Source organism: Algoriella sp., from assembly GCF_036647415.1.
GTDB lineage: Bacteria > Bacteroidota > Bacteroidia > Flavobacteriales > Weeksellaceae > Empedobacter.
Map to the genome: position 1 here is coordinate 13,840 of NZ_JAVXKG010000033.1, position 23,782 is coordinate 37,621.

At 29.7% G+C, this 23,782-nt stretch carries 25 protein-coding genes; 16 read left to right on the forward strand and 9 right to left on the reverse strand.

The features are described 5' to 3' along the window. Positions 1-136: 136 nt before the first annotated feature. The 7 genes from RSC72_RS12780 (at position 137) to RSC72_RS12810 (ending at position 8,644) form a co-directional block, all read left to right on the forward strand. Positions 137-1,384 (forward strand): GTP-binding protein, encoded by a 1,248-nt coding sequence (locus RSC72_RS12780; RefSeq protein WP_332545559.1) that lies wholly within the window; start codon positions 137-139, stop codon positions 1,382-1,384. Between the two features lie 11 nt (positions 1,385-1,395). After that, the gene (locus tag RSC72_RS12785) at positions 1,396-1,776 is read left to right on the forward strand and encodes a VOC family protein (protein ID WP_332545557.1); all 381 of its coding nucleotides are present in this window, start codon (positions 1,396-1,398) and stop codon (positions 1,774-1,776) included. A gap of 18 nt (positions 1,777-1,794) precedes the next feature. Next, the gene (locus RSC72_RS12790; RefSeq protein ID WP_332545555.1) at positions 1,795-2,478 is read left to right on the forward strand and encodes a hypothetical protein; all 684 of its coding nucleotides are present in this window, start codon (positions 1,795-1,797) and stop codon (positions 2,476-2,478) included. A 61-nt stretch (positions 2,479-2,539) separates the two neighbouring features. Then, positions 2,540-3,112 carry a pentapeptide repeat-containing protein gene (locus RSC72_RS12795; RefSeq protein ID WP_332566066.1) on the forward strand — a complete coding sequence of 191 codons (573 nt, stop codon included), beginning with the start codon at positions 2,540-2,542 and terminating at the stop codon, positions 3,110-3,112. 129 nt (positions 3,113-3,241) lie between these two features. Beyond that, positions 3,242-4,702: a DUF3375 domain-containing protein gene (locus RSC72_RS12800; RefSeq protein ID WP_332566067.1), complete on the forward strand. Its 1,461-nt coding sequence runs from the start codon at positions 3,242-3,244 to the stop codon at positions 4,700-4,702. After that, complete coding sequence (locus RSC72_RS12805) at positions 4,699-5,280, forward strand: DUF4194 domain-containing protein (RefSeq protein WP_332566068.1); 582 nt, start codon at positions 4,699-4,701, stop codon at positions 5,278-5,280. The genes RSC72_RS12800 and RSC72_RS12805 overlap by 4 nt, the downstream gene beginning before the upstream one ends. Further along, positions 5,264-8,644: an ATP-binding protein gene (locus RSC72_RS12810; RefSeq protein ID WP_332566069.1), complete on the forward strand. Its 3,381-nt coding sequence runs from the start codon at positions 5,264-5,266 to the stop codon at positions 8,642-8,644. Before RSC72_RS12805 ends, RSC72_RS12810 begins: the two co-directional genes overlap by 17 nt. Positions 8,645-8,700: 56 nt before the next feature. Here RSC72_RS12810 and RSC72_RS12815 read toward each other — a convergent pair whose 3' ends face one another. The 7 genes from RSC72_RS12815 to RSC72_RS12845 form a co-directional block, all read right to left on the reverse strand. Further along, on the reverse strand, positions 8,701-10,887 hold the full coding sequence (locus RSC72_RS12815) for a polyribonucleotide nucleotidyltransferase (RefSeq protein ID WP_332546500.1): 2,187 nt from the start codon (positions 10,885-10,887) through the stop codon (positions 8,701-8,703). Positions 10,888-11,028: 141 nt separating this feature from the next. After that, complete coding sequence (rpsO, locus tag RSC72_RS12820) at positions 11,029-11,298, reverse strand: 30S ribosomal protein S15 (protein ID WP_332546499.1); 270 nt, start codon at positions 11,296-11,298, stop codon at positions 11,029-11,031. A 319-nt stretch (positions 11,299-11,617) separates the two neighbouring features. Next, a complete protein-coding gene (locus RSC72_RS12825) occupies positions 11,618-12,436 on the reverse strand; it encodes a mechanosensitive ion channel family protein (protein ID WP_332546498.1) in 819 nt (272 codons plus the stop codon). Positions 12,437-12,452: 16 nt separating this feature from the next. Next, complete coding sequence (locus tag RSC72_RS12830; protein ID WP_332546497.1) at positions 12,453-12,662, reverse strand: hypothetical protein; 210 nt, start codon at positions 12,660-12,662, stop codon at positions 12,453-12,455. A 1-nt stretch (position 12,663) separates the two neighbouring features. Further along, positions 12,664-13,230, reverse strand: coding sequence for an RNA polymerase sigma factor (locus RSC72_RS12835; protein WP_332546496.1), 567 nt, complete (start codon positions 13,228-13,230; stop codon positions 12,664-12,666). A 201-nt stretch (positions 13,231-13,431) separates the two neighbouring features. Then, on the reverse strand, positions 13,432-13,767 hold the full coding sequence (locus tag RSC72_RS12840) for a rhodanese-like domain-containing protein (RefSeq protein ID WP_442879145.1): 336 nt from the start codon (positions 13,765-13,767) through the stop codon (positions 13,432-13,434). Position 13,768: 1 nt separating this feature from the next. After that, complete coding sequence (locus tag RSC72_RS12845) at positions 13,769-15,790, reverse strand: M13 family metallopeptidase (RefSeq protein WP_332546495.1); 2,022 nt, start codon at positions 15,788-15,790, stop codon at positions 13,769-13,771. 131 nt (positions 15,791-15,921) lie between these two features. Here RSC72_RS12845 and RSC72_RS12850 point away from each other — a divergent pair, with 131 nt between their 5' ends. Beyond that, positions 15,922-16,878: an NAD-dependent epimerase/dehydratase family protein gene (locus tag RSC72_RS12850; RefSeq protein WP_332546493.1), complete on the forward strand. Its 957-nt coding sequence runs from the start codon at positions 15,922-15,924 to the stop codon at positions 16,876-16,878. 66 nt (positions 16,879-16,944) lie between these two features. After that, positions 16,945-18,303, forward strand: a complete 1,359-nt coding sequence (locus RSC72_RS12855) for an acyl-CoA dehydrogenase family protein (RefSeq protein ID WP_332566070.1) — start codon at positions 16,945-16,947, stop codon at positions 18,301-18,303. 44 nt (positions 18,304-18,347) lie between these two features. Here the strand turns inward: RSC72_RS12855 and RSC72_RS12860 are convergent, their stop codons facing one another. Together RSC72_RS12860 and RSC72_RS12865 are read right to left on the reverse strand one after the other, a co-directional pair. Then, complete coding sequence (locus RSC72_RS12860; protein WP_332546898.1) at positions 18,348-18,983, reverse strand: NAD(P)H-dependent oxidoreductase; 636 nt, start codon at positions 18,981-18,983, stop codon at positions 18,348-18,350. A gap of 84 nt (positions 18,984-19,067) precedes the next feature. After that, the gene (locus tag RSC72_RS12865) at positions 19,068-19,532 is read right to left on the reverse strand and encodes a hypothetical protein (RefSeq protein WP_332546896.1); all 465 of its coding nucleotides are present in this window, start codon (positions 19,530-19,532) and stop codon (positions 19,068-19,070) included. Positions 19,533-19,631: 99 nt separating this feature from the next. On the opposite strand from RSC72_RS12865, the gene RSC72_RS12870 reads away from it, so the two are divergent. From RSC72_RS12870 to RSC72_RS12900, 7 genes are all read left to right on the forward strand, one after another. Beyond that, positions 19,632-20,648: an aminoglycoside phosphotransferase family protein gene (locus tag RSC72_RS12870; RefSeq protein WP_332546894.1), complete on the forward strand. Its 1,017-nt coding sequence runs from the start codon at positions 19,632-19,634 to the stop codon at positions 20,646-20,648. Then, positions 20,641-21,063, forward strand: coding sequence for a RapZ C-terminal domain-containing protein (locus tag RSC72_RS12875; protein WP_332546892.1), 423 nt, complete (start codon positions 20,641-20,643; stop codon positions 21,061-21,063). Before RSC72_RS12870 ends, RSC72_RS12875 begins: the two co-directional genes overlap by 8 nt. A gap of 1 nt (position 21,064) precedes the next feature. Next, entirely contained in the window at positions 21,065-21,778 is a 714-nt protein-coding gene (locus tag RSC72_RS12880) for a nucleotidyltransferase family protein (RefSeq protein WP_332546889.1), read from the forward strand. A gap of 63 nt (positions 21,779-21,841) precedes the next feature. Then, positions 21,842-22,324, forward strand: a complete 483-nt coding sequence (locus tag RSC72_RS12885) for a hypothetical protein (RefSeq protein WP_332546888.1) — start codon at positions 21,842-21,844, stop codon at positions 22,322-22,324. After that, positions 22,299-22,733 (forward strand): hypothetical protein, encoded by a 435-nt coding sequence (locus RSC72_RS12890; protein ID WP_332546886.1) that lies wholly within the window; start codon positions 22,299-22,301, stop codon positions 22,731-22,733. The genes RSC72_RS12885 and RSC72_RS12890 overlap by 26 nt, the downstream gene beginning before the upstream one ends. Before the next feature lie 21 nt (positions 22,734-22,754). Continuing rightward, positions 22,755-23,135 carry a tetratricopeptide repeat protein gene (locus RSC72_RS12895; RefSeq protein ID WP_332578529.1) on the forward strand — a complete coding sequence of 127 codons (381 nt, stop codon included), beginning with the start codon at positions 22,755-22,757 and terminating at the stop codon, positions 23,133-23,135. A gap of 117 nt (positions 23,136-23,252) precedes the next feature. After that, entirely contained in the window at positions 23,253-23,714 is a 462-nt protein-coding gene (locus RSC72_RS12900; protein WP_332578530.1) for a PEGA domain-containing protein, read from the forward strand. Positions 23,715-23,782: the final 68 nt, after the last annotated feature.

The following is a 23,782-nucleotide window of genomic DNA, read 5'->3' on the forward strand; positions in this document are numbered from 1 at the left end:
ACAAAATTAAAATAATTCTTAACATAAGCTACTTTTCTATAGATTCTTAACAGATTATTATAATAATTATAGTTTATACAAAACTATATTTTGGATAAGAATAACGTAACTTTGTCTACATTTTTAAGCATAAATTATGAAAAATAGACTGCCTGTAACGGTACTTTCTGGATTTCTTGGAAGCGGAAAAACAACACTTCTTAATCATATATTAAACAATAAAAAAGGGTTAAAAGTTGCTGTTATCGTAAATGATATGGGAGCTGTAAATATCGATGCACAAATGATTGCACGTGACAATAACCTTATTCAGACAGACGAAAAATTAGTGGAATTAAGTAACGGTTGTGTTTGTTGTGAATTACGTGAAGATTTAATCATAGAGATAGAGAAATTAGCAAAATCAGAAAAATACGATTATTTGGTAATCGAAAGTTCTGGTATTTCAGATCCTGGTCCAATTGCTCAATCCTTAGATTTTGTTTCACCTGATGGCACGGTAGATTTACCTAAAGTTGCTCGTTTAGACACTTTGGTTACAGTTGTAGACATGTTAAATTTCTTTCAGAATTTAGGAACAGACGAAAATGTTTTTGACCGTGGATACAGCAAAAATAAAGAAGACGAACGTCCGATTGTTAATCTTTTAATTGATCAAATTGAGTTTTCTAACGTAATTATTCTGAATAAAATGGATTTAGTAGACGAACAAGCTTTACTAAATATTGAAGCATTTGTAAAAAAACTTAATCCAACAGCTAAAATAATTCCAGCAAGTTTTTCTCACATAGAATTATCAGAAATTTTAAATACAAATCTTTTTGATTTTGAGAAAATACAAGATATGGATGCGTGGGTAAAATTGTTAGAAGAACAAGAAAAAGAAGCTCATCATCATGAGCATCACGACCATAATCACGAATGTGGCGCACATTGTACGCATGAACATCACAATCATTTAGAAGAAAAATATGGAATGACATCTTTCGTATATCGTCAAAAAATTCCATTTCATGCAGAACGTTTTTTAACTTATTTGAATGATGATTTTCCTACAACTATTTACCGTTCTAAAGGTTTATTTTGGTTAGCTAATCGTCCAGATGAAGCAATATATCTAAGCCAAGCTGGAGGTAGTATTCGTATCGATCCCGCTGGTGCATGGTGGTGCTCTATGTCTTATGATGAACGAATACAATTTGCGTCATATCAATTTAATCAAAAAACAATAGATGCTAAATGGTCAAAAGAATGGGGTGATCGTATGATAGAAATTGTTTTTATTGGACAAGGAATTGATAAAGAAAAAATAACTGCAGAATTAAATGTATGTTTGTTAAATGAGCAAGAAATTGCAGAATGGCAACAAAAACATAATAATTAATATAAATAACTATGGCTTTTAAAAGTTTACGCCCAATAATTTGGACAGAAGATTTACAAAAAACAATTAAATTTTACAAAAAATTAGGATTCAAGCTTCAAGATCAGAACGAGGATTTGATTTGGTCTACATTAAAAAAAGATGATGTAGAAGTTTTAATTGCAAACCCAAATCAATCATCAGATTTTGAACGTCCAAAATTTACAGGTTCGTTATATTTTACTGTTGATAATGTAGATGAATTATGGGATTTAGTAAAAAGTGACTGCGAAGTTGTCTACGAAATAGAAACTTTTGAATGGGATATGCGCGAGTTTGCCATTTATGACAACAATGGTTATGTCTTACAATTTGGTGAAGAAGTAGAAATCGAATATGATTTAGAAGATTAAACATTAATTAAAACTAATATGAAAAACCTTTTTACAATTTTTTTTATTCTAATACTTTCATCTGTATTTGGACAAAGTGATACCAAATCTTTAGAAATTATCAATAAATCAATAGAAGCTATTGGTGGCAAAGAAAAACTTCTAAAAATGAAGACTCTTTATTCCGAAATGAAAATGGGAGACGAACCTATTTTATATATTACAAGAGAAATGGCTCCCAATAAAGGCGCTTTAGAAGTTCAGGCAAATGGAAATGTTGTTTATAGCTATCGTTTTGACGGAACAAAAGGTTTCGAAAATAAAGGAGGAAATAAATCTGCAATGAATGATGAAGAAAATTCAGATAAAAAGAACAGAAAATATATTACAAATGAATTAGCTTACGCAGATCCATCAATTTGGACATTTGAATTTATAAATGACCAAAACAATACCTACAAATTAAAAGGTAAAAACAAAAATGGAACTGTAGAATATATATATTTTGATAAAAAAACATATTATAAAGTAAAATCTGAAACTGTAATTCAAAATAATGAAAATAATTTTTCAACTTTTTATTACGAAGATTACAGAAATTTAGATGGTTATACTTTATCATTTAAAATGATTCATGTAGACCCAACTAATACAAAAACCGAGATGAAAATCGAAAAATACATCATTAATAAAGGCATATCTAATAAAGATTTTATTTATTAACCATATATTTTAGTAAATTTAAAACGTATTCTTTCTAAATTTGGAACGAATACGTTTTTTTATGGAATCAAATTATTATTTTGAAGAGGAGTTTTACCAAATAGATTTTACAGAAAATAAAACTCTATACGGTGATTACGAAAATTGTAAATTTTTGCAATGTAATTTTAATGCAATAGATTTAAGTCATCTAAAATTTATTGATTGCGAGTTTATCGAATGTAATTTGAGTTTGGTTAAACTTAATGATACAAGCTTTCAGAAAGTTCTATTTAAAGACTCTAAAATGATTGGTTTCAATCTCGAAACATGCAATACATTTGCTCTAAACATCTCGTTTGATACTTGTATTTTAAACGATTCTTCTTTGTATCAACTTCCGCTCAAGAAAACAAAATTCAGCAATACAACTTTGCACAATGTTGATTTTTCTTATGCTGATTTAAGCAATTCCTATTTTGCTAATTGCGACTTTTCTAATGCTATTTTTGATCAAACAAATTTAAGACAAGCCAATTTAAAAACGTCTTATAATTTCAATATCAATCCAAACGAAAATCAACTAAAAGGAGCTATTTTTTCGAAAGATAATTTAGAAGGATTAGTTTTACATCTCGGAATTAAAATTCAATAAAATAAGCCAAAAAACTTTTCATTTTTTAACATCTACAATCATTTAATAACCGATTAAAAAAGCCTAAATTGACGCTCCAACTTGCATTTTAACTGCAAAATCGCATCAATCTAATTTTTAATCATTTATATGTTAGACGGTTCAAAAATCGATTCTATTTTACAGCGTTCTCCAAGCGTAGAAATCTTAAAATTGAGAAATCGTGAACTTATTATTCTGTTTTTAGCAGAACAATTTTCTGAAAAACAAACCATTCTTTCCTCGGAAATTATTCATTCTCGATTGGCTGATTATCTAGAATTTCGCCAAATCGATCAAGATGATGAAGCCGAAATTAATACATTTGATTCATATGAATTAAAATCAAAAAAATATATTCAGAATTGGACAAATAGAGGTTTTTTAACCAACTTTCAAACAGAAAATGGTGAAATTTTCTATGAGATTTCTTCACATACAAATAAAACATTAGATTGGCTAAATAGTTTAGAAAAAACCGAATATGTCGGAACCGAATCAAAATTTAAAACAATTGTTACACAATTAAAAGAATTGGTCGAATATTCTAATGATAATAAAGAGCAACGTTTAGCTATTTTAGAGCAAAAAAAAATAGATTTAGAACAAGAAATTACACATCTAAAACTTGGTGAAAGCCTAAAAGTTTACGAAGATTATGAAATTGTTCCACGCGTTAATCAAATTACACTTGCTGCGAAAGAATTACTTTCAGATTTTAAAGAAGTTGAAGATAATTTTAAACAAATTACGAAAGAAATTTACCAAAAACATACCGAAGGAAATCTTAGTAAAAGTGAGATTTTAGACTTTACGTTTAACTCTTTAGATGGACTAAAAGAAAGTTCGCAAGGTAAAAGTTTTTATGCTTTTTGGAATTTTTTATTAAATCCAAATCTTCAAAAAGATTGGGAAAAACTAACACAAGAACTTTATGCAACTTTAGATCATAAAGAGATTTTCTTAGATGATTTGTTTTTAAAAGGAATGAAAAAACAATTGCATTCCGCAGGTCAAAAAGTATACAAAGCCAATGATAAAATGGCTGAAAAATTGAGTAAGATTATCCGAGAAACGCAAGTTTCTAATACAAAAGCTACAAAAAAAACAATTCAGGATATTAAGAAATCATTGATTGCCATTAGTAAACACAAAACTTCACCTGATATTTCATTAGAAGTGGATGATTTTATTCAGATTAATCTTCCTTTTGACAGAAAACTAACTTTAGAACAAACACCTGAAATCAACTATTCTGCAACACCAAAATTAGCAGAATCAGATTTAACAACATCAGAGCATTTAGAAAAAATATTTAGTAAATACGCTATTGATAAGAATGTAATCAAACAAAAAATAAATGATCTTTTAGAAAGTCATGAAGAGATTACATTATCTGAAATCATCCATAAAACTGGTGGTTTGCAAAAAGGTTTACCCGAATTATTTACCTATATCGCTATTGCAAATGAATACAACACAACATCTAATTCTGATAAAAAAGAAGAGATTGTATTCAATAAAAAACTAAAAAAAACAATTGAAATTCAAACAATTCAATTCGAAAAATGAAAAATTTAGAACAACATATAAAACCTTATTCAAAAGCAGTTGTAAAACTATTGCGACAACCTATCGAAAGCTCAATGTCTCTTTGGAATGATGTACTCAATTATCAAGTAGAAATACAAGATTATTTGACGATTATTGGTTTAGAATTGGTTGTAAAAAAAGATGATGGTTTTGCCTATTTAAAAGAGTTAGAAGACAGTGAAGGAAACACTTTAGGTATTGTTTCTAAACGAAAAATAGGTTTCGAAGCTTCAATTATTATTGTGGTTCTTCGTCAGACTTTAGAAGAATTTGATCAAAATCCGAATCAATTTGATGTGAATGAAAAATTCATTTCTTTTCAAGAAATAAAAGATGAAATTGAACTTTTTCTTCCAGAAACATATAACAAAGTTAAATTGATGAAAGATCTAGAAATCAATATTCGTAGAATTGTAGAATTGGGTTATTTACGCGAAATTTCTCGTGATGATTTTGATGTAAAATACCAAATTCATCGAATTATTAAAGAAAAAATCTCATTAGATCAATTGCAGGAATTTAAAAATAAATTAGAAAATTATGTTGAATCTCTTTAGTACATTAACCAACAAACCGGGTTATCGCCTGCAATATATGGAAGTTTACAATTGGGGAACTTTCAACGATCGTATTTTTAAAATTGAACCAAAAGGAAATAATTCGTTATTAACTGGAGCAAATGCTTCTGGAAAAAGTACATTTATTGATGCGCTTTTAACCTTATTAGTCCCAGCAAAAAAAGACCGTTTTTATAATCAATCTTCGGGTGTAGAAAAAAAGGGAGATCGAACAGAGGAAACCTATGTTTTGGGAAATTATGCAACAATTCAGCGTGATGGAGATTTAGGAACATTAACAAAATCACTTCGCGATAAAAATTGTTTTTCTATACTATTAGCGAATTTTCAAAATGCAGAAGAGAAGTCAATTACCGTTTTTCAAGTTCGTTGGTATTCGAATGATGAGTTAAAACGTTCGTTCGGAATTGCACATCTTCCTTTAAATATTGAACGAGATTTTCAGCATTTTGATCAAAAAGGAAATTGGAAAAAAACATTAGATAAAAGATATAATTCGAATACAACCAAAAAGAAAATCGAATTTATGGATGGTCCGATTGCTTATGCGGATCGTTTGGCAGATCTTTTCGGAATGCGTTCTAAGAAAGCTCTTTCGTTGTTTAATCAAGTTGTTGGTGTCAAAGTTTTAGAAGATTTAGATGAATTTATTCGTACAAATATGCTCGAAGAATTAGATGCTGAATCAGAATTTCTTGCTCTAAAAGATAGCTTTAATACCTTGATGGAAGCTAAAGTGAACATTGAAAAAGTAAAAGATCAGCTAAAATATCTTGAACCAATTAATGATTTTTCTGTAAAAATAGCAGATTATACAACTCAACTCAAAACACTTTATCATTCTAAAGAAACATCCGTTTTCTGGTTTGCAAAAAAGGGGTTAGAATTGGCAAATAATGAATTGATTAGGACAACTAATCAGTTTGATTTATTGCACCAAGAATTAAATCTTTTGCATGAAAAGGAAACCAAGCTGAAAGATCAAGAAACAAATTTGACTGTTCAAATTAAATCAGATCAAATCGGGAATCAAGTTGAACAACTGAAAAATGAAATCAACCAACTTGAAAAAAATATTCAAAATCAACAAGAAAAACGAACTAATTATAACATTATTTGTCGTTTATTCAATTTATCCGAAAATCCAGATTTAGTACTTTTTAATCAAAACAAAAGTGATTCTTTACTTTTAAAAGAGCATATAAATCAAGAAATTGATAAATTGAACGACGAATTAAGAAACGAAAAAAATCGACTTGAAAAAATAATTTCAGAACAAAAAGAAATTGAAAAAACACTTGATTTTTTAGCTAAAAATAAAAATAATATTACTGGAAATATTGCAACAATTCGAGATGAAATTGTTCAAATTTGTCATTCTTCAAAAGATGAAATTCCATTTGTAGCCGAATTAATAAAGACAAACAACCAAACTTTTCAACCAGCAATAGAAAAGATTTTACATCAATTTGCGCATCAAATTATTGTTCCTGAAAAATATACTGAGAAAGTAAAAAATTATCTGACCGAAAATAATTACGATGCAATTTCTACAATTTTAACCTACAAAGGGTTTACTTCTTTGGATGGATTAAAAATAGAAACAAATGAAAATCATTTCGTTCATCAATTAGATTTAAAAACAGAAAGTATTTACTCTAAATGGATTAAAGATATTATTGAACAGAAATTTGATTTGATTTGCGTTGAGAAAATTATTGAAAACCAAAATTGTTTACTTCAAAATGGTTTCATTATTTACCAAAATGGAAATTTAGTAAAAGATAATCGTGTCCAATTTTCGAAGAAAGAAAATTACATTTTAGGTTGGGAAAATACGCAAAAAATAAAGGTTTTTTATGATGATATAAAACTTTTGAAAAAGCAAGCTGAAGAATCTGAACTACAAATAGAACAAATAAAAATTCGAATTTCTGAGCAACAGAAACAAAATGAAGCTATTTTTAATCTTCAAAATAGTTTTGAAAAATTTGAATTAATTGATGATTCTTCATTTGTTACAGATCTTGAAAATAAACAACGTTTCATCGAAATTATTTCTTCGGAAAATGATTCAACAGAGGATTTACAAAACGAATTGAATCGAATTAAAACCGAATTAAAAGAACTTTCTCAAAAAGAAATAAACGATAAAAATCGTGAAATTTTCAAATTAGAAACTCTATTACAACAAATTAAAAACGAAATAAAACGAAATGAAGATTTAATTTCTCAAAATAAAAATATTGAAATTGAGCAATTTGAAACTATTCATCCCGATTTATTGCATGTTGATTATTATTCAATAAAATTAAAACAAACTGAGTTTCAAAAAGAATTAGAAACTCAAATCAAAAGTTTAGAATATTCTAAACGTTTAACAGAAGATAAAATCAAGCAAAAAATTAATGAATTTAAAAATCCTAAAGAAGAAATTATCACGAAATATAAAGATTGGCGTTCGGACGTTTCTACACTTCCCGACTCTATTCATATCGAATTAATTTCTGAATATCAAGATTTTTATCTCAAATTAAGCGACGAAAATCTTCCACGTTTTGAAACTAAATTTGAAGCATATTTACAAGAAACAATTATTAATAAAATTGGTGATTTCAGAATGTTTTTTGAAAATTGGTCAGACGATATTCTAGAAAATATTAGTTCTCTTAACGAATCTCTTTCTGAAATTGATTATAACACAAAAGAATACACCACTTATATACAATTAGTTGGTTCTAAATTGCACAATCAAGAAATTTTAGAATTTAAGAATTTGCTAAATCGTGCGATTTCTATTGGTAATGAATCTTTGTTATTATTTGAAGAAAAACGTGATCATTTTAATGAAAATATAGCGCCTTTAATTAAGAAATTAAGCAAAGAAGATTGGCGAAATAAGGTGATGGATGTACGTTATTGGTTTAATTATAAAGCCGAAGAGTTTCGTCGTGACACCAATGAGAAAGAGAAAACACATGAACATATGGGCGCACTTTCTGGTGGAGAAAAAGCCCAATTAACCTACACTATTTTAGGTGCAGCGATTGCTTATCAATTTAACTTAACCAATAATCAGAAACATAATGGTTTTCGTTTTATTGCGATTGACGAGGCTTTTAAGGCGCAAGATGAGGATAAAGCACGTTATTTATTGCGTTTGTGCAAACAGTTGAATTTGCAGTTGTTGGTGGTAACGCCAAGTGATAATATACATATTGTGGAAAATGATATTTCGTTTGTGCATTATGTAGAACGAAAAGAAGAGAAATATTCGTGGTTATACGATATGCCGATTGCGCAATATCAGAGTCAAAAAGAATTATTTGATGCTTTTGCATAAAACAATAAAGTCCGAGAAAATTCTCGGACTTTATTATTTATTATCTTAAAAACTAATTAAGCTTCTGTATTATCTTGAGATTTTTCTTCTCTATTTCCTGCAGGTTTAATTGGTCTTTCTGTTCTTTCTGGTTTTGGCAATAAAGCTTTACGAGATAATTTCATTTTCTTTTTATCATCGTAACCTAAGAATTTAACGTCAATTTTATCACCAACATTTAATGCATCTTCTACTTTCTCTAAACGTTTGTGTTCAATTTCAGAAATATGAACTAAACCTTCTACTCCTTTAGAAATTTCTACGAAAGCACCAAATGGTTTGATTGATTTAACAACTGCGTTATAAACTCCATCAACTTCTGGTACAAAAGCAATTTGTTTAATTCTTTCGATAACACGATCGATATTTTCTTGAATCACACCATTGATTTCTACACGTCCAAAGTTTTCTTCTTCTGTAATAGCAATTACAGTTTCAGTTTCTTTTTGCATTTCTTGAATCACTTTTCCACCAGGTCCGATAATTGCTCCAATAAATTCCTTCGGAATTTCTATAACAACAACTTTCGGTGCATTTGGTTTCAATTGTTGACGAGGCTCAGCCAATGTATCCGTTATTTTACCTAAGATATGTAAACGTCCATCTTTTGCTTGTAATAAGGCAGTTTCCATGATTTCCATAGATAAACCTTGTACTTTAATGTCCATTTGACAAGCAGTGATACCGTCAGCAGTACCTGTTACTTTAAAATCCATATCTCCTAAGTGATCTTCATCTCCTAAGATATCAGATAATACAGTGAATTTTCCAGATTTAGTATCTGTAATTAATCCCATTGCAATACCCGAAACTGGTTTTTTAATTTGTAAACCTGCATCCATCAAAGCTAATGTACCTGCACAAACAGTTGCCATAGAAGAAGAACCGTTAGATTCTAATACTTCAGAAACGATACGTACTGTGTAAGGACAATCGTCTGGTAATATTTGAGCTAAAGCACGTTGTGCTAAGTTTCCGTGACCAACTTCACGACGAGAAGTTCCTCTTAATGGACGAGCTTCACCTGTTGAGAATGGAGGAAAATTATAGTGTAAAAAGAATTTTTCATCAAAATTTGTTACAACACCATCTACCATATTTGCATCTTTAGAAGATCCTAAAGTTACTGTAGCTAATGCTTGAGTTTCTCCACGTGTAAATACTGCAGAACCGTGTGTTGAAGGTAAATAATCAACTTCTGTCCAAATTGGGCGAATCGTTTTAGGATCACGACCATCTAAACGAATTTTTTCGTTTAAGATTAACTGACGAACAGCTTCTTTTTGAACATCATGAAAATAATGTTTCGCAAAAGGTGTAACACGAGCTAACTCTTCTTCGTCTTCAGCATATTGAGCTAAAAATTCTTCGATAACTTCGTCAAATTTATCTCCTCTTACTGTTTTATCTGATGGTGTTTTAGCGATATCGTAATATTTATCATATCCAAAAGCCCACACTTTTTCGCGAATTTCTTCGTCATGTGTTTCGTGATTGTATTCACGTTTTGGGAAAGATTTTCCTACTTTTTCAGCTAAACGTTCCTGTGCTTCAATTTGTTTTTTAATTTCTGCATGAGCAAATTCAATTGCATCTAACATTTCACGCTCAGAAATTTCACTCATTTCTCCTTCTACCATTACAACAGAGTCTTTAGATGCACCAACCATGATGTCTATATCAGCTCTTTTTAATTGCTCTAATGAAGGATTAATCATCAACTCACCATCTAAACGAATTACGCGAGCTTCTGAAATTAATGTGAAAGGAATATCTGTAATTGCAATGGCTGCAGATGCTGCTAAACCAGCTAATGCTTCTGGCATTACTTCTTTATCATAAGAAATAAGAGAAATCATCACTTGAACCTCTGCATGAAAATCTTCTGGGAACATTGGACGTAAAACACGGTCTACTAGACGCATTGTTAAAATTTCATCGTCCGATGGTCTTGCTTCTCTTCTAAAAAAGTTTCCTGGGATGCGTCCACCTGCGTAAAACTTTTCTCTATAATCTACCGTTAATGGTAAAAAGTCTACACCTGGATTAGCATTTTTATTTGCTACAACTGTAGCTAATAACATGGTATCACCCATGCGTACAACTACAGATCCGTCAGCTTGTTTTGCTAATTTCCCTGTTTCTATTGTAATTTCTCTTCCGTCTGCAAGAGTTATTTTTTCTGTGATCGCCTGTGGAATCATTCGTCTTCTTAGTATTTAATTCGTCTAAAATTAAAGCCGTTTGCTTTAATTGGATTTTTATAAATGTAGTTATCTTATTTCGATTTCTAACAAAAAAAAAGGCAATTTTAACACAATTGCCCTTTTTATTATAAAGTTTAATTACTTACGTAATCCTAACTCAGCGATAATCGCACGATATCTTGTAATATCTGTTTTCTTTAAGTAGTTTAATAAAGCTTTACGCTTACCTACTAACATAACCAAAGATCTTTCTGTGTTATAATCGTGAATATTCTTTCTTAAGTGACCAGTTAAATGGTTGATACGAAATGTGAATAATGCGATTTGTCCTTCAGCTGATCCTGTATCTTTTGCTGATTTACCGTGTTTTGCGAATAATTCGCTTTTTACTTCTGATGTTAAGTACATGCCAATATTGGTTTAATAATTATTATGTAATGAAATGCAAATGTACAATTATTTTATGATTTATAATATATAAATCATAAAATAAAAAAGTGATCGATTTGGTTGGTTCGATCACTTTTACAATTGGTTTGGTTTAGTTTGATTTAATAGATAATAGAAAGTGATATTATAGGTTTTATCGTCTATTAAATCTAGGTTTTGGTTTGGTTGTAAAAGCAAGGCTTTCACGGTTTGGTTGGTAGGTTAAAAGTCGGCTTGATTTTTAATGTACTAATTAGGTTGGTTAGTAATCAATTGGCTTTAGTTTAGGTTATTTAGGTTAATCCGCTATAATTCGAATTTTTTTGTTTGTTATTACTTTTATTGGGTATACAATTTTTTCGTCTCCCGATCTTATTATCATACATATATTATTTATCGAAATAATTACGCCCTCAACAGTCTCATCTATTATAACACGTTGTCCAATTTCAAAATTTCTATTGGTATAAAATGATAATAATAATCGGTAAATAATATCTTTAGATCCTAATCCGAACGCTATTGCTAAGGTTAAAAATATTGATCCTAGTATAAGCGATAAATTACTTGTAATCAAATCTGTATTTACACCAGCTTGGTTTAGGGCTGTGATAGCTGTAAAAATCAATATGATATAAAAAATCGCATTTCCAATAATATTTGCTCCATTTGAGTCAATCGATTTGATTAATCCTCTAACAATAGTTTTGATGTAATTTGCCAAATAAAATCCTCCTGCAAAAATCAAGACAGCACTAAACAATTGAGGTAGATAATCGATTATTCGACCTATTTGAACAGACACTACTGATAATCCAAAAATATCTGATCCGATAATTATGATTAATAAAATGACAAAGCATTTTACGAATTGTACAATTATTTTGGCTGGATCAATTTCCACCGATGTATTTTTTAACGCATCACTGTTATTTAAAACTTTCTTTAAATTTTCTATTTTAGATAACTTCAATACATATTTTGTAATGAATACAATCAATTTCAAAATTAAGTATGAAAGAATGATAAATACGATTCCTCCTATTATTTTAGGAAAAATGACGATTAATTCTTGATACAAACTTTCTAATAAACTAAAATTTAAACCTATATTCATCTATATATATATTTAGTTATTCTTCTTTATCTTTTTTATTATTTTGCTCTTTTGTTGATTTGTTTCCAAATCCAAAAAAACTTCCGATAGTACTTGGATATTTTACAGAAACTAAATCTGCTACTTCTAACGATAATTTTATTAAAGCGATATCATCCATTACTTTTTGTTTCATCTTTTCTGGAAGTTTTTCGCTGGCTATAATAGTCTTAAAAGGATTTTCCATATTACGATGCATTATAAATTTTAAGTAAACGACTTTTGGCTCTGTTTAATCTCATTTTTGTTGCGCTTTCTCCAATCTCCAAAGATTCTGAAATTTCTTTAATCGAAAATTCATCTTGATATTTCATTAATAAAATTGATTTATCTTCAACTTCTAATTCTTTCAATGATTGGTTTAGTTTTTCTATTTTTAATTCAAATATCTCTTTATCATCAATTATTTCTTCATTATAATTATCAATCAAATTATCCGTCACAGAATAATTTCTCCTCTCCTCTTTCAATTTTCGTTGTACATGATTGACGCAAAAATTGTATGTAAAAGAAAAAAGCCATGTTGAAAATTTAGATTTTGACTGATATGTTTTAAGTTTAACAAATAACTTTATAAATATATCGTGCGTCATATCTTGCGCTTCTTCTTTATCTTCTACAAAACTTAGACATTTGTTGTATATTATATCTGCATACCTATCGTATAATATAGCAAACAAGTGTTGATTTTTCGTTTCGACAATCTTATACACCAAAATGTCATCTTCAATATTTTCTAAATTATCCTTTGACATTTTAACTGCTTACATTATTAAGACACACCAATACCTAATTGGTCACTCATTATTTTCAATTATTTTTTAATATTTTAGAAATTATTCCTAAATAAAACCACTTAAAAGTAAATATATTCTTTATTTTCAATTAAATACAAAAAAAATCGATAAATAAATATTTATCGATTTTTTTTAAAAATTTTGAATTATTACAATGATTTATTTTTCTAAAACATCTAAAACATCTTGGAAACCTCCTCCATTAAAAACTTCATCTAATCCATTTCCTTGTAAAAATTGCGCAGCAGAACCAGAACGGTTACCACTTCTACAAAAAACTACTACTGGTTTAGCCATTGCTTTTATTTCTTCTACACGAGTCGGAACGTCTCCTAACGGAATATTAATCGCGTTAGGTACAAATCCTTCTGTCTCTAATTCATAAGGCTCACGAACATCTATCAATGTTACGTTAGCATTGTTTATTGCTTCAATTGTTGTCATACTAATAACTCTTTTTCTATTTTTAAACCAAGTGATTATTTTACCTAGCATCTTACCAAATTCTTATACGATCTTTTGGTGCTTTGTATAATTTATCTCCAGGTTTTGTTTTAAATGCGTCGTGGAATGCATCGATATTAACGATTGGTCCAAAAGAACGGTAATATCCTGGAGAGTGTGGATCAGTTTTTACTTGATTTACTAATGCTTCTTCTGTTGCTTTAGTTCTCCAAATTGTTGCCCAAGACAAGAAGAAACGTTGTTGTGGTGTATAACCATCAATATTTGCGTAAGTTCCTTTGTCTTTAAGATACATTTGTAAGGCATCAAAAGCAACAGATGCTCCACCTAAATCTCCGATGTTTTCTCCTGAAGTAAATGTACCGTTTACATGAGTTCCTTTTACAGGCTCATAACCATCATATTGTTTTGCTAATGCACCTGTAGCTGCTGCAAATTTTTGCTCATCTTGTGGTGTCCACCAGTTTACTAAGTTACCATCTCCGTCAAATTTTGCTCCAGAATCATCAAATCCGTGCGAAATTTCGTGACCAATAACTGCTCCAATTCCTCCAAAGTTTACAGCTGCATCTGCTCTATAATCATAAAAAGGTGGTTGTAAAATTGCTGCTGGGAAAACGATTTCGTTATTTGTTGGATTAAAATATGCATTTACCGTTTGTGGTGACATACCCCAACGTGTTTTGTCTACTGGTTTTCCAAAATCTTTCAGGTTTTCTGCTTGTCGCCATTTGCTAATAGCCATTACATCGTCAATTAATGTACCTCCTTCTGCTAAAGATTTTACTTGTAAACCTGAATAATCTTTCCATTTATCTGGGTAACCAATCTTAACTGTAAATTTGTTTAATTTTTCTAATGCTTTTGTTTTTGTTTCAGCAGACATCCAATCTAATTCTTTGATGTGCTTGTCAAAAGATTTGAATAAATAACTGATTAATTCTTCTGCTTTTGCTTTTGCTTCTGGTGGAAAATTATCTTTCACATAAATTTGTCCTAATAACTCGCCTGTAGAACCATTTACAAATGCTAAACCTCTTTTTTCTAATGGACGTTGTTCTTTTTGACCAGATAAAGTTTTTCCGTAAAATTCGAAATTAATTTTATCTAAATCTGCTGTAGAATAACTTGCATAAGAATTGATTAATTTAAATCTTAAATAATCTTTAATTAATGGTAGATTTTCTTGATTTAAAATTTTATCTAAATTTTTGTAATAATCTAATTCACCAATAATTACAGTTTCAGGATTAATTCCTAATGATTTCACATAACGCTCAATATCAATATTCTTAGTTAACTTCTTAACTTCAGATAATTTTACTGGATTGTACGATTTATTTGGATCACGATCTTCTTCTACTGTTTTGATGTATTTCGCCATCATTTTTTCAAATTCTACAATCTTAGGACCTTTAAGATCTCTTGTTTTAGAACCTGTGTAAGGCATCAATTGATCAATAAACTTATTAAGATTAGCTAAAGTTTCTGTATTTTTAGCATCTTCTTTTTGGTAATATGTTTTACCTAAAGTCAAATCTATATCTCCTAAATAAACAGCATTTTGTTTACTATTCTTAAGATCTGTGTATACATAAGCACCGTAAAAAGGATTCTCTCCGATAGAAGCTACATCGATCAAATAATCTTGTAGACCTTTCATATCCTTTATTGCATCAATCTGCTTGAAATATTTTTGAATTGGAGCTAAACCTGTTTTATTACGTGCATCAACATTCATATACGCATCATATAAATCAGCAATTTTTTGCTCACTTGTTCCTTTCGCGTGCTTTGTTTTGATTAAGTCTTTTACTAATTGAAATGTTACTTTATCTGTATTTTCACGTAGTTCATCAAAACTTCCCCATCTTGCTCTGTCCGAAGGAATTTCGGTAATCTTCATCCAATTACCATTTACATAATTATACAAATCGTCTTGTGGACGAACAGATTTATCCATAAAATCTGGATTTAAAGCCTGATATGCTTCCTGCGCCATTGCTAACATAGAAGTACATGCAAAAGCGGCAACAAATAATTGTTTTTTCATGATTGTACTAAGTATTATTGATACAATTTGTCGTTATTATCACAACGTTTGTTACAAATCTACTAAAATAAGTTTAGAAATTTAACAGATTATTTTACCTTTGATGTAAACAAACAAAAGTAACTTTTAGAATGGAAACCGAAACGATTTTGATCACTGGTGCTTTAGGACAAATTGGTTCTGAATTAGCCGAAAAATTAAAAACAATTTATGGAAAAAATAATGTAATTATTTCTGACATACGCGACCCAAAAGATGTTGATTACGATGGTATTTACGAAGTAATTGATGTAATGGATACAGAGAAAATAAAAGAAGTTATTGCAAAACATAACATCAAAACTGTTTATCATTTAGCCGCTTTACTTTCTGGTACGGCAGAAAAAAATCCAATGTTTGGTTGGAAATTAAACATGGATCCTTTACTTACTTTTCTTGAGTTAGCGAAAGATAAAGTGATTGATAAAATATTTTGGCCATCTTCTATAGGTGTTTTTGGACAAGACACACCAAAAGAAAATACTCCACAAAACACTATACAAACGCCTTCTACAGTTTACGGAATATCAAAATTAGCTGGAGAATATTGGTGCAAATGGTACAAAGAAAAACACGGAGTTGATGTACGTTCGGTACGTTTTCCTGGTTTAATTTCTTGGAAAACTCCTGCTGGTGGTGGAACTACAGATTATGCTGTTGATATTTATTACAAAGCAATAGAAGATGGAAAATACACTTCTTTCCTAAAAGAGGGAACTTATTTACCAATGTTATATATGGATGATGCAATAAATGCAATTGTACAACTAATGACTTCGGATATCGAAAAATTAGGTGAATTCAAATCTTACAATTTAGGAGGTTTAAGTTTTGCTCCAGAAGATTTAGCAGCAGAAATCAAGAAACATATTCCAGATTTTAAATTAAATTATGAACCAGATTTTCGTCAAGCTATTGCAGATTCATGGCCATCATCAATTGATGACTCTGTAGCAAAAGCAGATTGGGGTTATCAACCAAAATTTGACATCGATAAAATGACAACAACAATGCTTGATAATTTAAAAATAAAGCTAATAAACGCTTAATTTTCTGTACAATATAATATTTTAGGAATGCTCTTTGATTGATTTTGTATCTAAAAACACAAAATTATGTCTGGAGCATTTTCTAATTTAAAAAATATATTACATCTTCTAAAATCAGTTGATTTAGAACAATTAAACAAAATTTCTCAAAAAGTAGACTTACCTCTTTTGATGGAGAATTTTTCTAAACTTGATGACAAACAACTTCAAGGAATGATGAAAATGCTCAATCCTAATAAAAAGAAAAAAGAGCTTCCTCCTATCGATGGCGATTTTTATGATGTTTTTCACACTTTAACTCCCGAGCAACGCGAATTACAATTAAAAATTCGTGCGTTTATGGAAAAAGAAGTGAAACCAATTGTGAATGATTATTGGCTTCGCGATCAATTTCCATTCGAATTAATTCCAAAATTTAAAGAACTTAATATTTGCGGAGTAACCTATGAAGGTTATGGTTGTCCTAATTTACCTTTTATTATGGAAGGTGTTTTGGCGATGGAAATGGCTCGTATTGATGCCTCTATTGCAACATTTTTCGGCGTACAATCTGGTCTATCAATGGGTTCTATCTATATGTGTGGTTCTGAAGAACAAAAAGAAAAATGGTTACCACAAATGCAAAAATTTGAAAAAATTGGAGCTTTTGGATTAACAGAGCCCGAAGTTGGTTCTGGCGCTGCTGGAGGTTTGACAACAACTTGTAAAAAAACAACTGAAGGCTGGATTTTGAATGGTCAAAAAAAATGGATTGGTAATGCAACTTTTGCAGATTTAGTGATTATTTGGGCAAGAAATTTGGACGATGGAGAAGTAAAAGGATTTATTGTAGAAAAAGATAACCCAGGCTTTTCTGTTGAAAAAATAAAAGGAAAAATGGCTTTACGTATTGTTCAAAATGGTTTAATTACACTGAAAGATTGTTTGATTACGGAAGAAAATCGTTTACAAAACGCTAATTCTTTCAAGGATACAGCAAATGTTTTACGTATGACACGTGCTGGTGTAGCATGGATGGCGACAGGTTGTGCACGTGGTGCCTACGAAAGCGCCTTGGCATATACACAAACTCGCGAACAATTTGGTAGACCAATTGCATCTTTCCAAATGATACAAGGACATTTAGTAGAAATGTTATCTAATTTAACAGCCATGCAAACCTTAGTTTTCCGTTTATCAGAAATGCAAGATGAAGGAATTTTAAAAGACGAACATGCTTCATTAGCCAAAGTTTTTTGTACAATGAGAACACGTGATGTAGTTTCGAGAGCGCGTGAAGTAATGGGTGGAAATGGTATTTTATTGGAACATGATGTCGCACGATTTGTTGCCGATTCAGAAGCTATTTATAGTTATGAAGGGACAAAAGAAATAAATTCTTTAATTGTTGGACGATCAATCACAGGTTTTAGTGCATTTGTTTAAAATATAATAAAAAAAAGGATTGAGAAAAACTCAATCCTTTTTTGTTATTCATATAATTTTGTCATAAAATCTTTCATCGGATTTCTCACCTTTTTCATCGGAGCCAACCAATCTTCTTGATCGCGATAACCCAAAGGCAACATCAAAACACTTCGCATTCCACCAACATTCAAGTCCAATAAATCATCCAATTCAGCACTATCAAAACCTTCCATTGGTGTACTATCAATTTTCAATTCTGCTGCTTGTGCCAATGCCAAACCTAAACCAATATACGCTTGACGAGCTGTATGAGCAAAATTTTCTTCAGAAGATTGAGGCAAGTACATTCCTTTCAATCTGTCTGTATATGAGCCCATTCTACCTCTTGGTAATTCGCGCTCATCGGTTGTGAAATCATAAATTGTATCAATTCTATCTTCCGTATAACGATCCCACGCAACAAAAACTAATAAATGCGAACAATCTGCTACAATTTGCTGATCATAAGCAATAGGAACAATTTTATTTTGTAATTCTTTGTTCTTAATGACTAAAATTCTAAATTGTTGCAAACCAGACGAAGTTGGTGCTAAACGTGCAGCTTCAACAATTTTCTTAACGTCCTCTTCTTCAACAATTAAAGTTGGATCATATTTTTTTGTGGCATATCGCCATTTTAAATCTTCAATTAATGACATATCATGTTACTTTTAATTCAGTCTAAATTTAATTCAGATTTAGAAAAATAACTATTAATAATTTGCTAAATTTTATCAGTTTTTTTAATCTTGTTTCCATTCCAAGAAATAACTTCCTGTTGCATTCTTAGAAATCCAACGAATTTGATAATTTCCTGCATTCGGAAAATCAACACTAAAATTTTCTTCTTTATCTTTCGTTAAATCTCTCGAAAACAAAACATTTTTAGCTTCATCAATAATTTCAAAACGAATATTTCCTTCTAATTTTATGTTAGAATGAAAGTTAACCGAAACTTTTTTTGTTGTTTCAAATTTTACAAAACTTGTTACAGAAGCATCATCAAATTTTGCTTTTGTCCAATTAGAACCATTAGAATTTGACCATTTCGAATCATTTACTCCATTTTCAAAGAAAGTTCCTTGCGCATTTATATTCGGATTATCAGCTTTTTTGTAAAAACTATTTGAGTCTACATCTGCATTTACACGAACAGAAATACACGATTGTAAAGAAATCATTGCGATAATAAGTGCTATTTTTTTCATATTTGCTTTTATTAATAGATGCAACAATTTTAAAAAAGTTACATCAAACAAATATTTTTTAATTTTTCGTGATATGCGTAACTTTCGCAAAATATCATGATGAACGATACTACATCAAAATTTTTACAAGAAAACTTTACACAACAAGCTATTGATAGTTTACAACAACTTTCGGGCGGTGGTTCTGTACGTGTTTATTCGCGATTTTTCGATCAAAATAAATCGTATATTTTGGCGGAAAGTACCAATATTGAAGAAAATAAAGTTTTCATTCAATTTACATCAGATTTAAAAAAAGTAATTGATAATCTACCCGAAATTATTTCTATTTCGGATGATTTTACAACTTATATACAAACTGATTTGGGCGATGTAACCTTGATGAATAAAGTGTTAGAGGATTTTGAAAGTGCAAAATCTTATTATTTCAAAACAATAGAAAAATTAGCAATTGCACAAATTAAAGGAGATAAAACAATTGATTACGATCATACTTTTTCTTATCCAAAATTAGATAAAACATTAATTTTAAGAGATTTATTTCAGTTTAATTTTTACTTTCTTGATGTTTTAGAAATTCCATACAATGCAGGTAAATTAATCAAAGATTTTGATCGTTTTGCCTCTCAGTTTGATAAACTTTCGCCTCAAGGATTTGTTTTTCGTGATTTTCAATCAAGGAATATTATGATAAAAGACGAAAATCCTTATTTTATCGATTATCAAGGTGGATTACACGGACCAGTTGTTTACGATTTGGTTTCATTAATTTGGCAAGCAAAAGCTAATTTACCGTTTAATTTCAAAAAAGAATTGTACGAGTTTTATTACCAAGAATTAACCAAACAAATATCAACTTTAGTACCAATAGATTTTCGTCAATCTTATGAATATTGCGTTGTAGCACGACTTTTACAAGTTTTGGGAGCGTATGGTTTTAGAGGAATTATTGAACGAAAAAAACACTTTTTGGAAAGTATTTCTTTTGGATTAAAAAATTTAGAATTAATTCTTGATTATCCTATTTTACAAAATTACTCAGAATTAAAACATATCATAAAAATACTTGTTCTACCAGAAACGTTAGAACGCATAAATCAAAAAATAAATGGCTAAATTAAATATCAACGTTCGTAGTTTTTCGTACAAAAAAGGAATTCCAACAGATCCAACTGGAAACGGTGGCGGATTTGTTTTTGATTGTCGTGGAGTTTTAAATCCAGGGCGAATCCAAGAATATAAAACACAAACAGGGCGCGACGAAGCGGTAAAAAAATACTTAGAAACGGAAACAAAAATTGCCGTTTTTCTTGAAGGAGTTTTCAAGGTTATTGATATTTCGATTGAAGATTATTTGAATCGTGATTTCGAGAATTTAGAAATCAATTTCGGCTGTACTGGCGGGCAACATCGTTCGGTTTATTCGGCAGATGCGACAGCAAAATACATTAACGAAAAATTTCCTGAAGCACAAGTTACTTTACATCATGTTGTGCAAGAAGAAAAAAACTGGATAAACGAGGCGTACTAATATGAAAGCAATGATTTTTGCAGCGGGTCTTGGGACTCGTTTAAAACCATTTACTGACAATCATCCCAAAGCTTTAGCCGTTGTAAATGAAAAACCTCTTTTGCAACGAAATATCGAATATTTGAAATCTTTTGGAATTGATGAAATTGTGATTAATGTGCATCATTTTGCAGATCAAATTATTGAATTTTTAGAAGAAAATAATTATTTTGGAATAGAAATTTCTATTTCTGATGAAACGGATCAAGTTCTTGAAACTGGAGGCGGTTTGATGAAAGCAAAACATCATTTTACCGAAGATTTTTTGGTGATGAATGTAGATATTTTGACTGATCTTAATCTTACTGATTTTATAAAATCGCATCAAGAAAATAACGCAATTGTTTCTTTAGCTGTTTCGGACAGAGATTCGTCTCGAAAACTATTTTTTAACGATAAAAATGAGTTGAAAGGTTGGCGAAATCTAAAAACCGAAGAAGAAATAAAAGCTTTGGATTCTTTAGACAATTGCAAAGATTTGGCTTTTAGCGGAATTCATGTTATTTCTCCTACTCTATTTGATAAAATTACAGAGAAAGGTAAATTTTCTATCATGAAAGTCTATATGGATTTAATGCAAACCGAATCTATTATTGGTTTTGACCATTCTGGTGGAATTTTAATAGACGTTGGTCGACCAGAAAGTGTATTAGAAGCTGAACAATATTTTAAATAAAAACAAAAACTCAATTCGATGAATTGAGTTTTTTTATACAAAAATTTATCTATCTTAGACAGAATGAAATACATCAATTATTTTGTCTATTTAACTATTGTTGCAGTGATAATTCTCGCTTCAATACTTTACTTTTCTTTCAAAACTAAAGTTGGAAGAATTGATAAAAAAGAAATTATCGATCAAGGCACTTCTTTCGAACCATGTTCATCTACTATTTATGAATATTATAATGATGGTTTTGGCTATAAAACTGAAAGATATGGAATTCGTAAAGTTATTTCGGAACCTATCAATCAATTAAATTTCCCTATTTTTTCTGGAAATATAAATGTCAGATTTGTGATTAATTGTAAAAACGAAATTGGTTATTTCAGAATTAAGACGGTGGATCAAGATTATAAAAAAGTTGAAATTTCTACTGATTTGCAAAAGAGAATTGTTTCTATTATTCAACAATTAAAGGATTGGAATGGTAAAAATAAAGATTCATATTATCAAATTCAAATAAAATTAAAGAATGGAAAAGTTGAAGATATTTTTTAAGTCAAAACCGTGGCGAATTATTTGGGGAACTTTGAAATTATTGATTGTGATTCCTATTTTTTGTATTTGTATTTTATTAATTTATCAAGCATTTTTTTCTTCAACTGAAACAAAATTTAAAATAGCTGCCGGTCCTCAAGGAGATTATTATTCAGTTTATATGTTAGATCATTTGATCAAAACAAATCCTAAAAATGAAAAAATTCTGTGGGAATCATCTGTCGCCTATAACAAAAGAGGAGAAAATGAAGAAGGAATGCGTCGCTTGAAAAAAGTTATAGAGATGAATCCTAGAGATTATTTAGGTTATTCTGGTTGGATAAAGCAAACACGTTTGAAAGATTATGAAAACTCTTTAAAAGATTTTCATCGATTAGATAAGCTGTCCAAAATTGTAGAATATCCTTGAGGAGAAAATATTTATTATTTAATGGGTTTGTCTTATCAAGGATTAGGTAATTATGATTCGGCAGTTGTTTATTATGATAAATTTATTTCGTCTGAAAAAAATCCAGATAATATTTATCCAAGAATGTATACTTATCGTGGAAAAATAGAAGCTGATCGAAAAAATTATTCAAAAGCTTTAGAATTTTACAATAAAACAATCAATTTGGATAAAAATATAGCAGAAGCATATTACTATAAGGCAGAAACGTATCGACTAATCAATCAAAAAGATTCAGCTAAAACAAATTATAACAAAAGTTTAGATTTAATCAATAAAGGTTACAAAGATCACGATATTTATGATGAACGATTTTTAGAAATTTATAAACCAGAAATCAATGAAAAATTGAAAAATTTATAAAAAGACAATATGCTATAAGTAAAATTTATTTAATCTATATTTCAGTCTATTTTTGTGCAAATTTTAACAAAATATTTTTAAATAATATTTTACTATTACACTATATTAAAATTATACATGAAAAAATTATCAATTGCCTTATTCACAACAGGATTATTATCTTTAACAAGTTGCGCAACCATTATTTCTGGCTCTAAACAGAAAATTAGTTTTGCAAGTACTCCTTCTGAAGCGACAGTTTACATTGATGAAATTGAAATTGGAAAAACACCAATAGAAAAGAAGTTAGAACGCAAAAAAAATCATAATGTAAAGATTGTTTTAGATGGATATAAACCATTTGAAATTGAAATCACTAAAAAATTCAATGCATGGTACATTGGAAATGCCTTTTTCGGAGGTTTAATTGGTTTTATTATTGATCCTGCTACGGGAGCAATGTTTAGATTAACACCTAAACAAATTCAAGCAGAAATGTCTGAAGGAACAGTTTTCAATCAAAAAGGTGAAGATGTTTACATTGCAGTAAAATTAAATATTGATCCTTCTTGGGAAAAAGTTGGTCAATTAGAAAGATAAAAACTAAGCCTCTTTTTAGACTGCACCCAAAAACTTGGACAGATTAAAAATTAATTATTATAAAAATG

Bases quoted from the DNA above. Each gene is read 5' to 3' on its own strand.
- RSC72_RS12805 (WP_332566068.1), top strand. From the start codon at position 4,699: ATGAAAAATTTAGAACAACATATAAAACCTTATTCAAAAGCAGTTGTA.
- RSC72_RS12835 (WP_332546496.1), bottom strand. From the start codon at position 13,230: ATGTCAAAGGATAATTTAGAAAATATTGAAGATGACATTTTGGTGTAT.
- RSC72_RS12800 (WP_332566067.1), top strand. From the start codon at position 3,242: ATGTTAGACGGTTCAAAAATCGATTCTATTTTACAGCGTTCTCCAAGC.
- RSC72_RS12830 (WP_332546497.1), bottom strand. From the start codon at position 12,662: ATGGAAAATCCTTTTAAGACTATTATAGCCAGCGAAAAACTTCCAGAA.
- RSC72_RS12895 (WP_332578529.1), top strand. From the start codon at position 22,755: ATGGGTTTGTCTTATCAAGGATTAGGTAATTATGATTCGGCAGTTGTT.
- RSC72_RS12810 (WP_332566069.1), top strand. From the start codon at position 5,264: ATGTTGAATCTCTTTAGTACATTAACCAACAAACCGGGTTATCGCCTG.
- RSC72_RS12790 (WP_332545555.1), top strand. From the start codon at position 1,795: ATGAAAAACCTTTTTACAATTTTTTTTATTCTAATACTTTCATCTGTA.
- RSC72_RS12825 (WP_332546498.1), bottom strand. From the start codon at position 12,436: ATGAATATAGGTTTAAATTTTAGTTTATTAGAAAGTTTGTATCAAGAA.
- RSC72_RS12880 (WP_332546889.1), top strand. From the start codon at position 21,065: ATGAAAGCAATGATTTTTGCAGCGGGTCTTGGGACTCGTTTAAAACCA.
- RSC72_RS12900 (WP_332578530.1), top strand. From the start codon at position 23,253: ATGAAAAAATTATCAATTGCCTTATTCACAACAGGATTATTATCTTTA.
- RSC72_RS12875 (WP_332546892.1), top strand. From the start codon at position 20,641: ATGGCTAAATTAAATATCAACGTTCGTAGTTTTTCGTACAAAAAAGGA.
- RSC72_RS12780 (WP_332545559.1), top strand. From the start codon at position 137: ATGAAAAATAGACTGCCTGTAACGGTACTTTCTGGATTTCTTGGAAGC.
- rpsO (WP_332546499.1), bottom strand. From the start codon at position 11,298: ATGTACTTAACATCAGAAGTAAAAAGCGAATTATTCGCAAAACACGGT.
- RSC72_RS12860 (WP_332546898.1), bottom strand. From the start codon at position 18,983: ATGTCATTAATTGAAGATTTAAAATGGCGATATGCCACAAAAAAATAT.
- RSC72_RS12845 (WP_332546495.1), bottom strand. From the start codon at position 15,790: ATGAAAAAACAATTATTTGTTGCCGCTTTTGCATGTACTTCTATGTTA.
- RSC72_RS12870 (WP_332546894.1), top strand. From the start codon at position 19,632: ATGAACGATACTACATCAAAATTTTTACAAGAAAACTTTACACAACAA.
- RSC72_RS12855 (WP_332566070.1), top strand. From the start codon at position 16,945: ATGTCTGGAGCATTTTCTAATTTAAAAAATATATTACATCTTCTAAAA.
- RSC72_RS12795 (WP_332566066.1), top strand. From the start codon at position 2,540: ATGGAATCAAATTATTATTTTGAAGAGGAGTTTTACCAAATAGATTTT.
- RSC72_RS12815 (WP_332546500.1), bottom strand. From the start codon at position 10,887: ATGATTCCACAGGCGATCACAGAAAAAATAACTCTTGCAGACGGAAGA.
- RSC72_RS12890 (WP_332546886.1), top strand. From the start codon at position 22,299: ATGGAAAAGTTGAAGATATTTTTTAAGTCAAAACCGTGGCGAATTATT.
- RSC72_RS12840 (WP_442879145.1), bottom strand. From the start codon at position 13,767: ATGCTAGGTAAAATAATCACTTGGTTTAAAAATAGAAAAAGAGTTATT.
- RSC72_RS12885 (WP_332546888.1), top strand. From the start codon at position 21,842: ATGAAATACATCAATTATTTTGTCTATTTAACTATTGTTGCAGTGATA.
- RSC72_RS12865 (WP_332546896.1), bottom strand. From the start codon at position 19,532: ATGAAAAAAATAGCACTTATTATCGCAATGATTTCTTTACAATCGTGT.
- RSC72_RS12850 (WP_332546493.1), top strand. From the start codon at position 15,922: ATGGAAACCGAAACGATTTTGATCACTGGTGCTTTAGGACAAATTGGT.
- RSC72_RS12785 (WP_332545557.1), top strand. From the start codon at position 1,396: ATGGCTTTTAAAAGTTTACGCCCAATAATTTGGACAGAAGATTTACAA.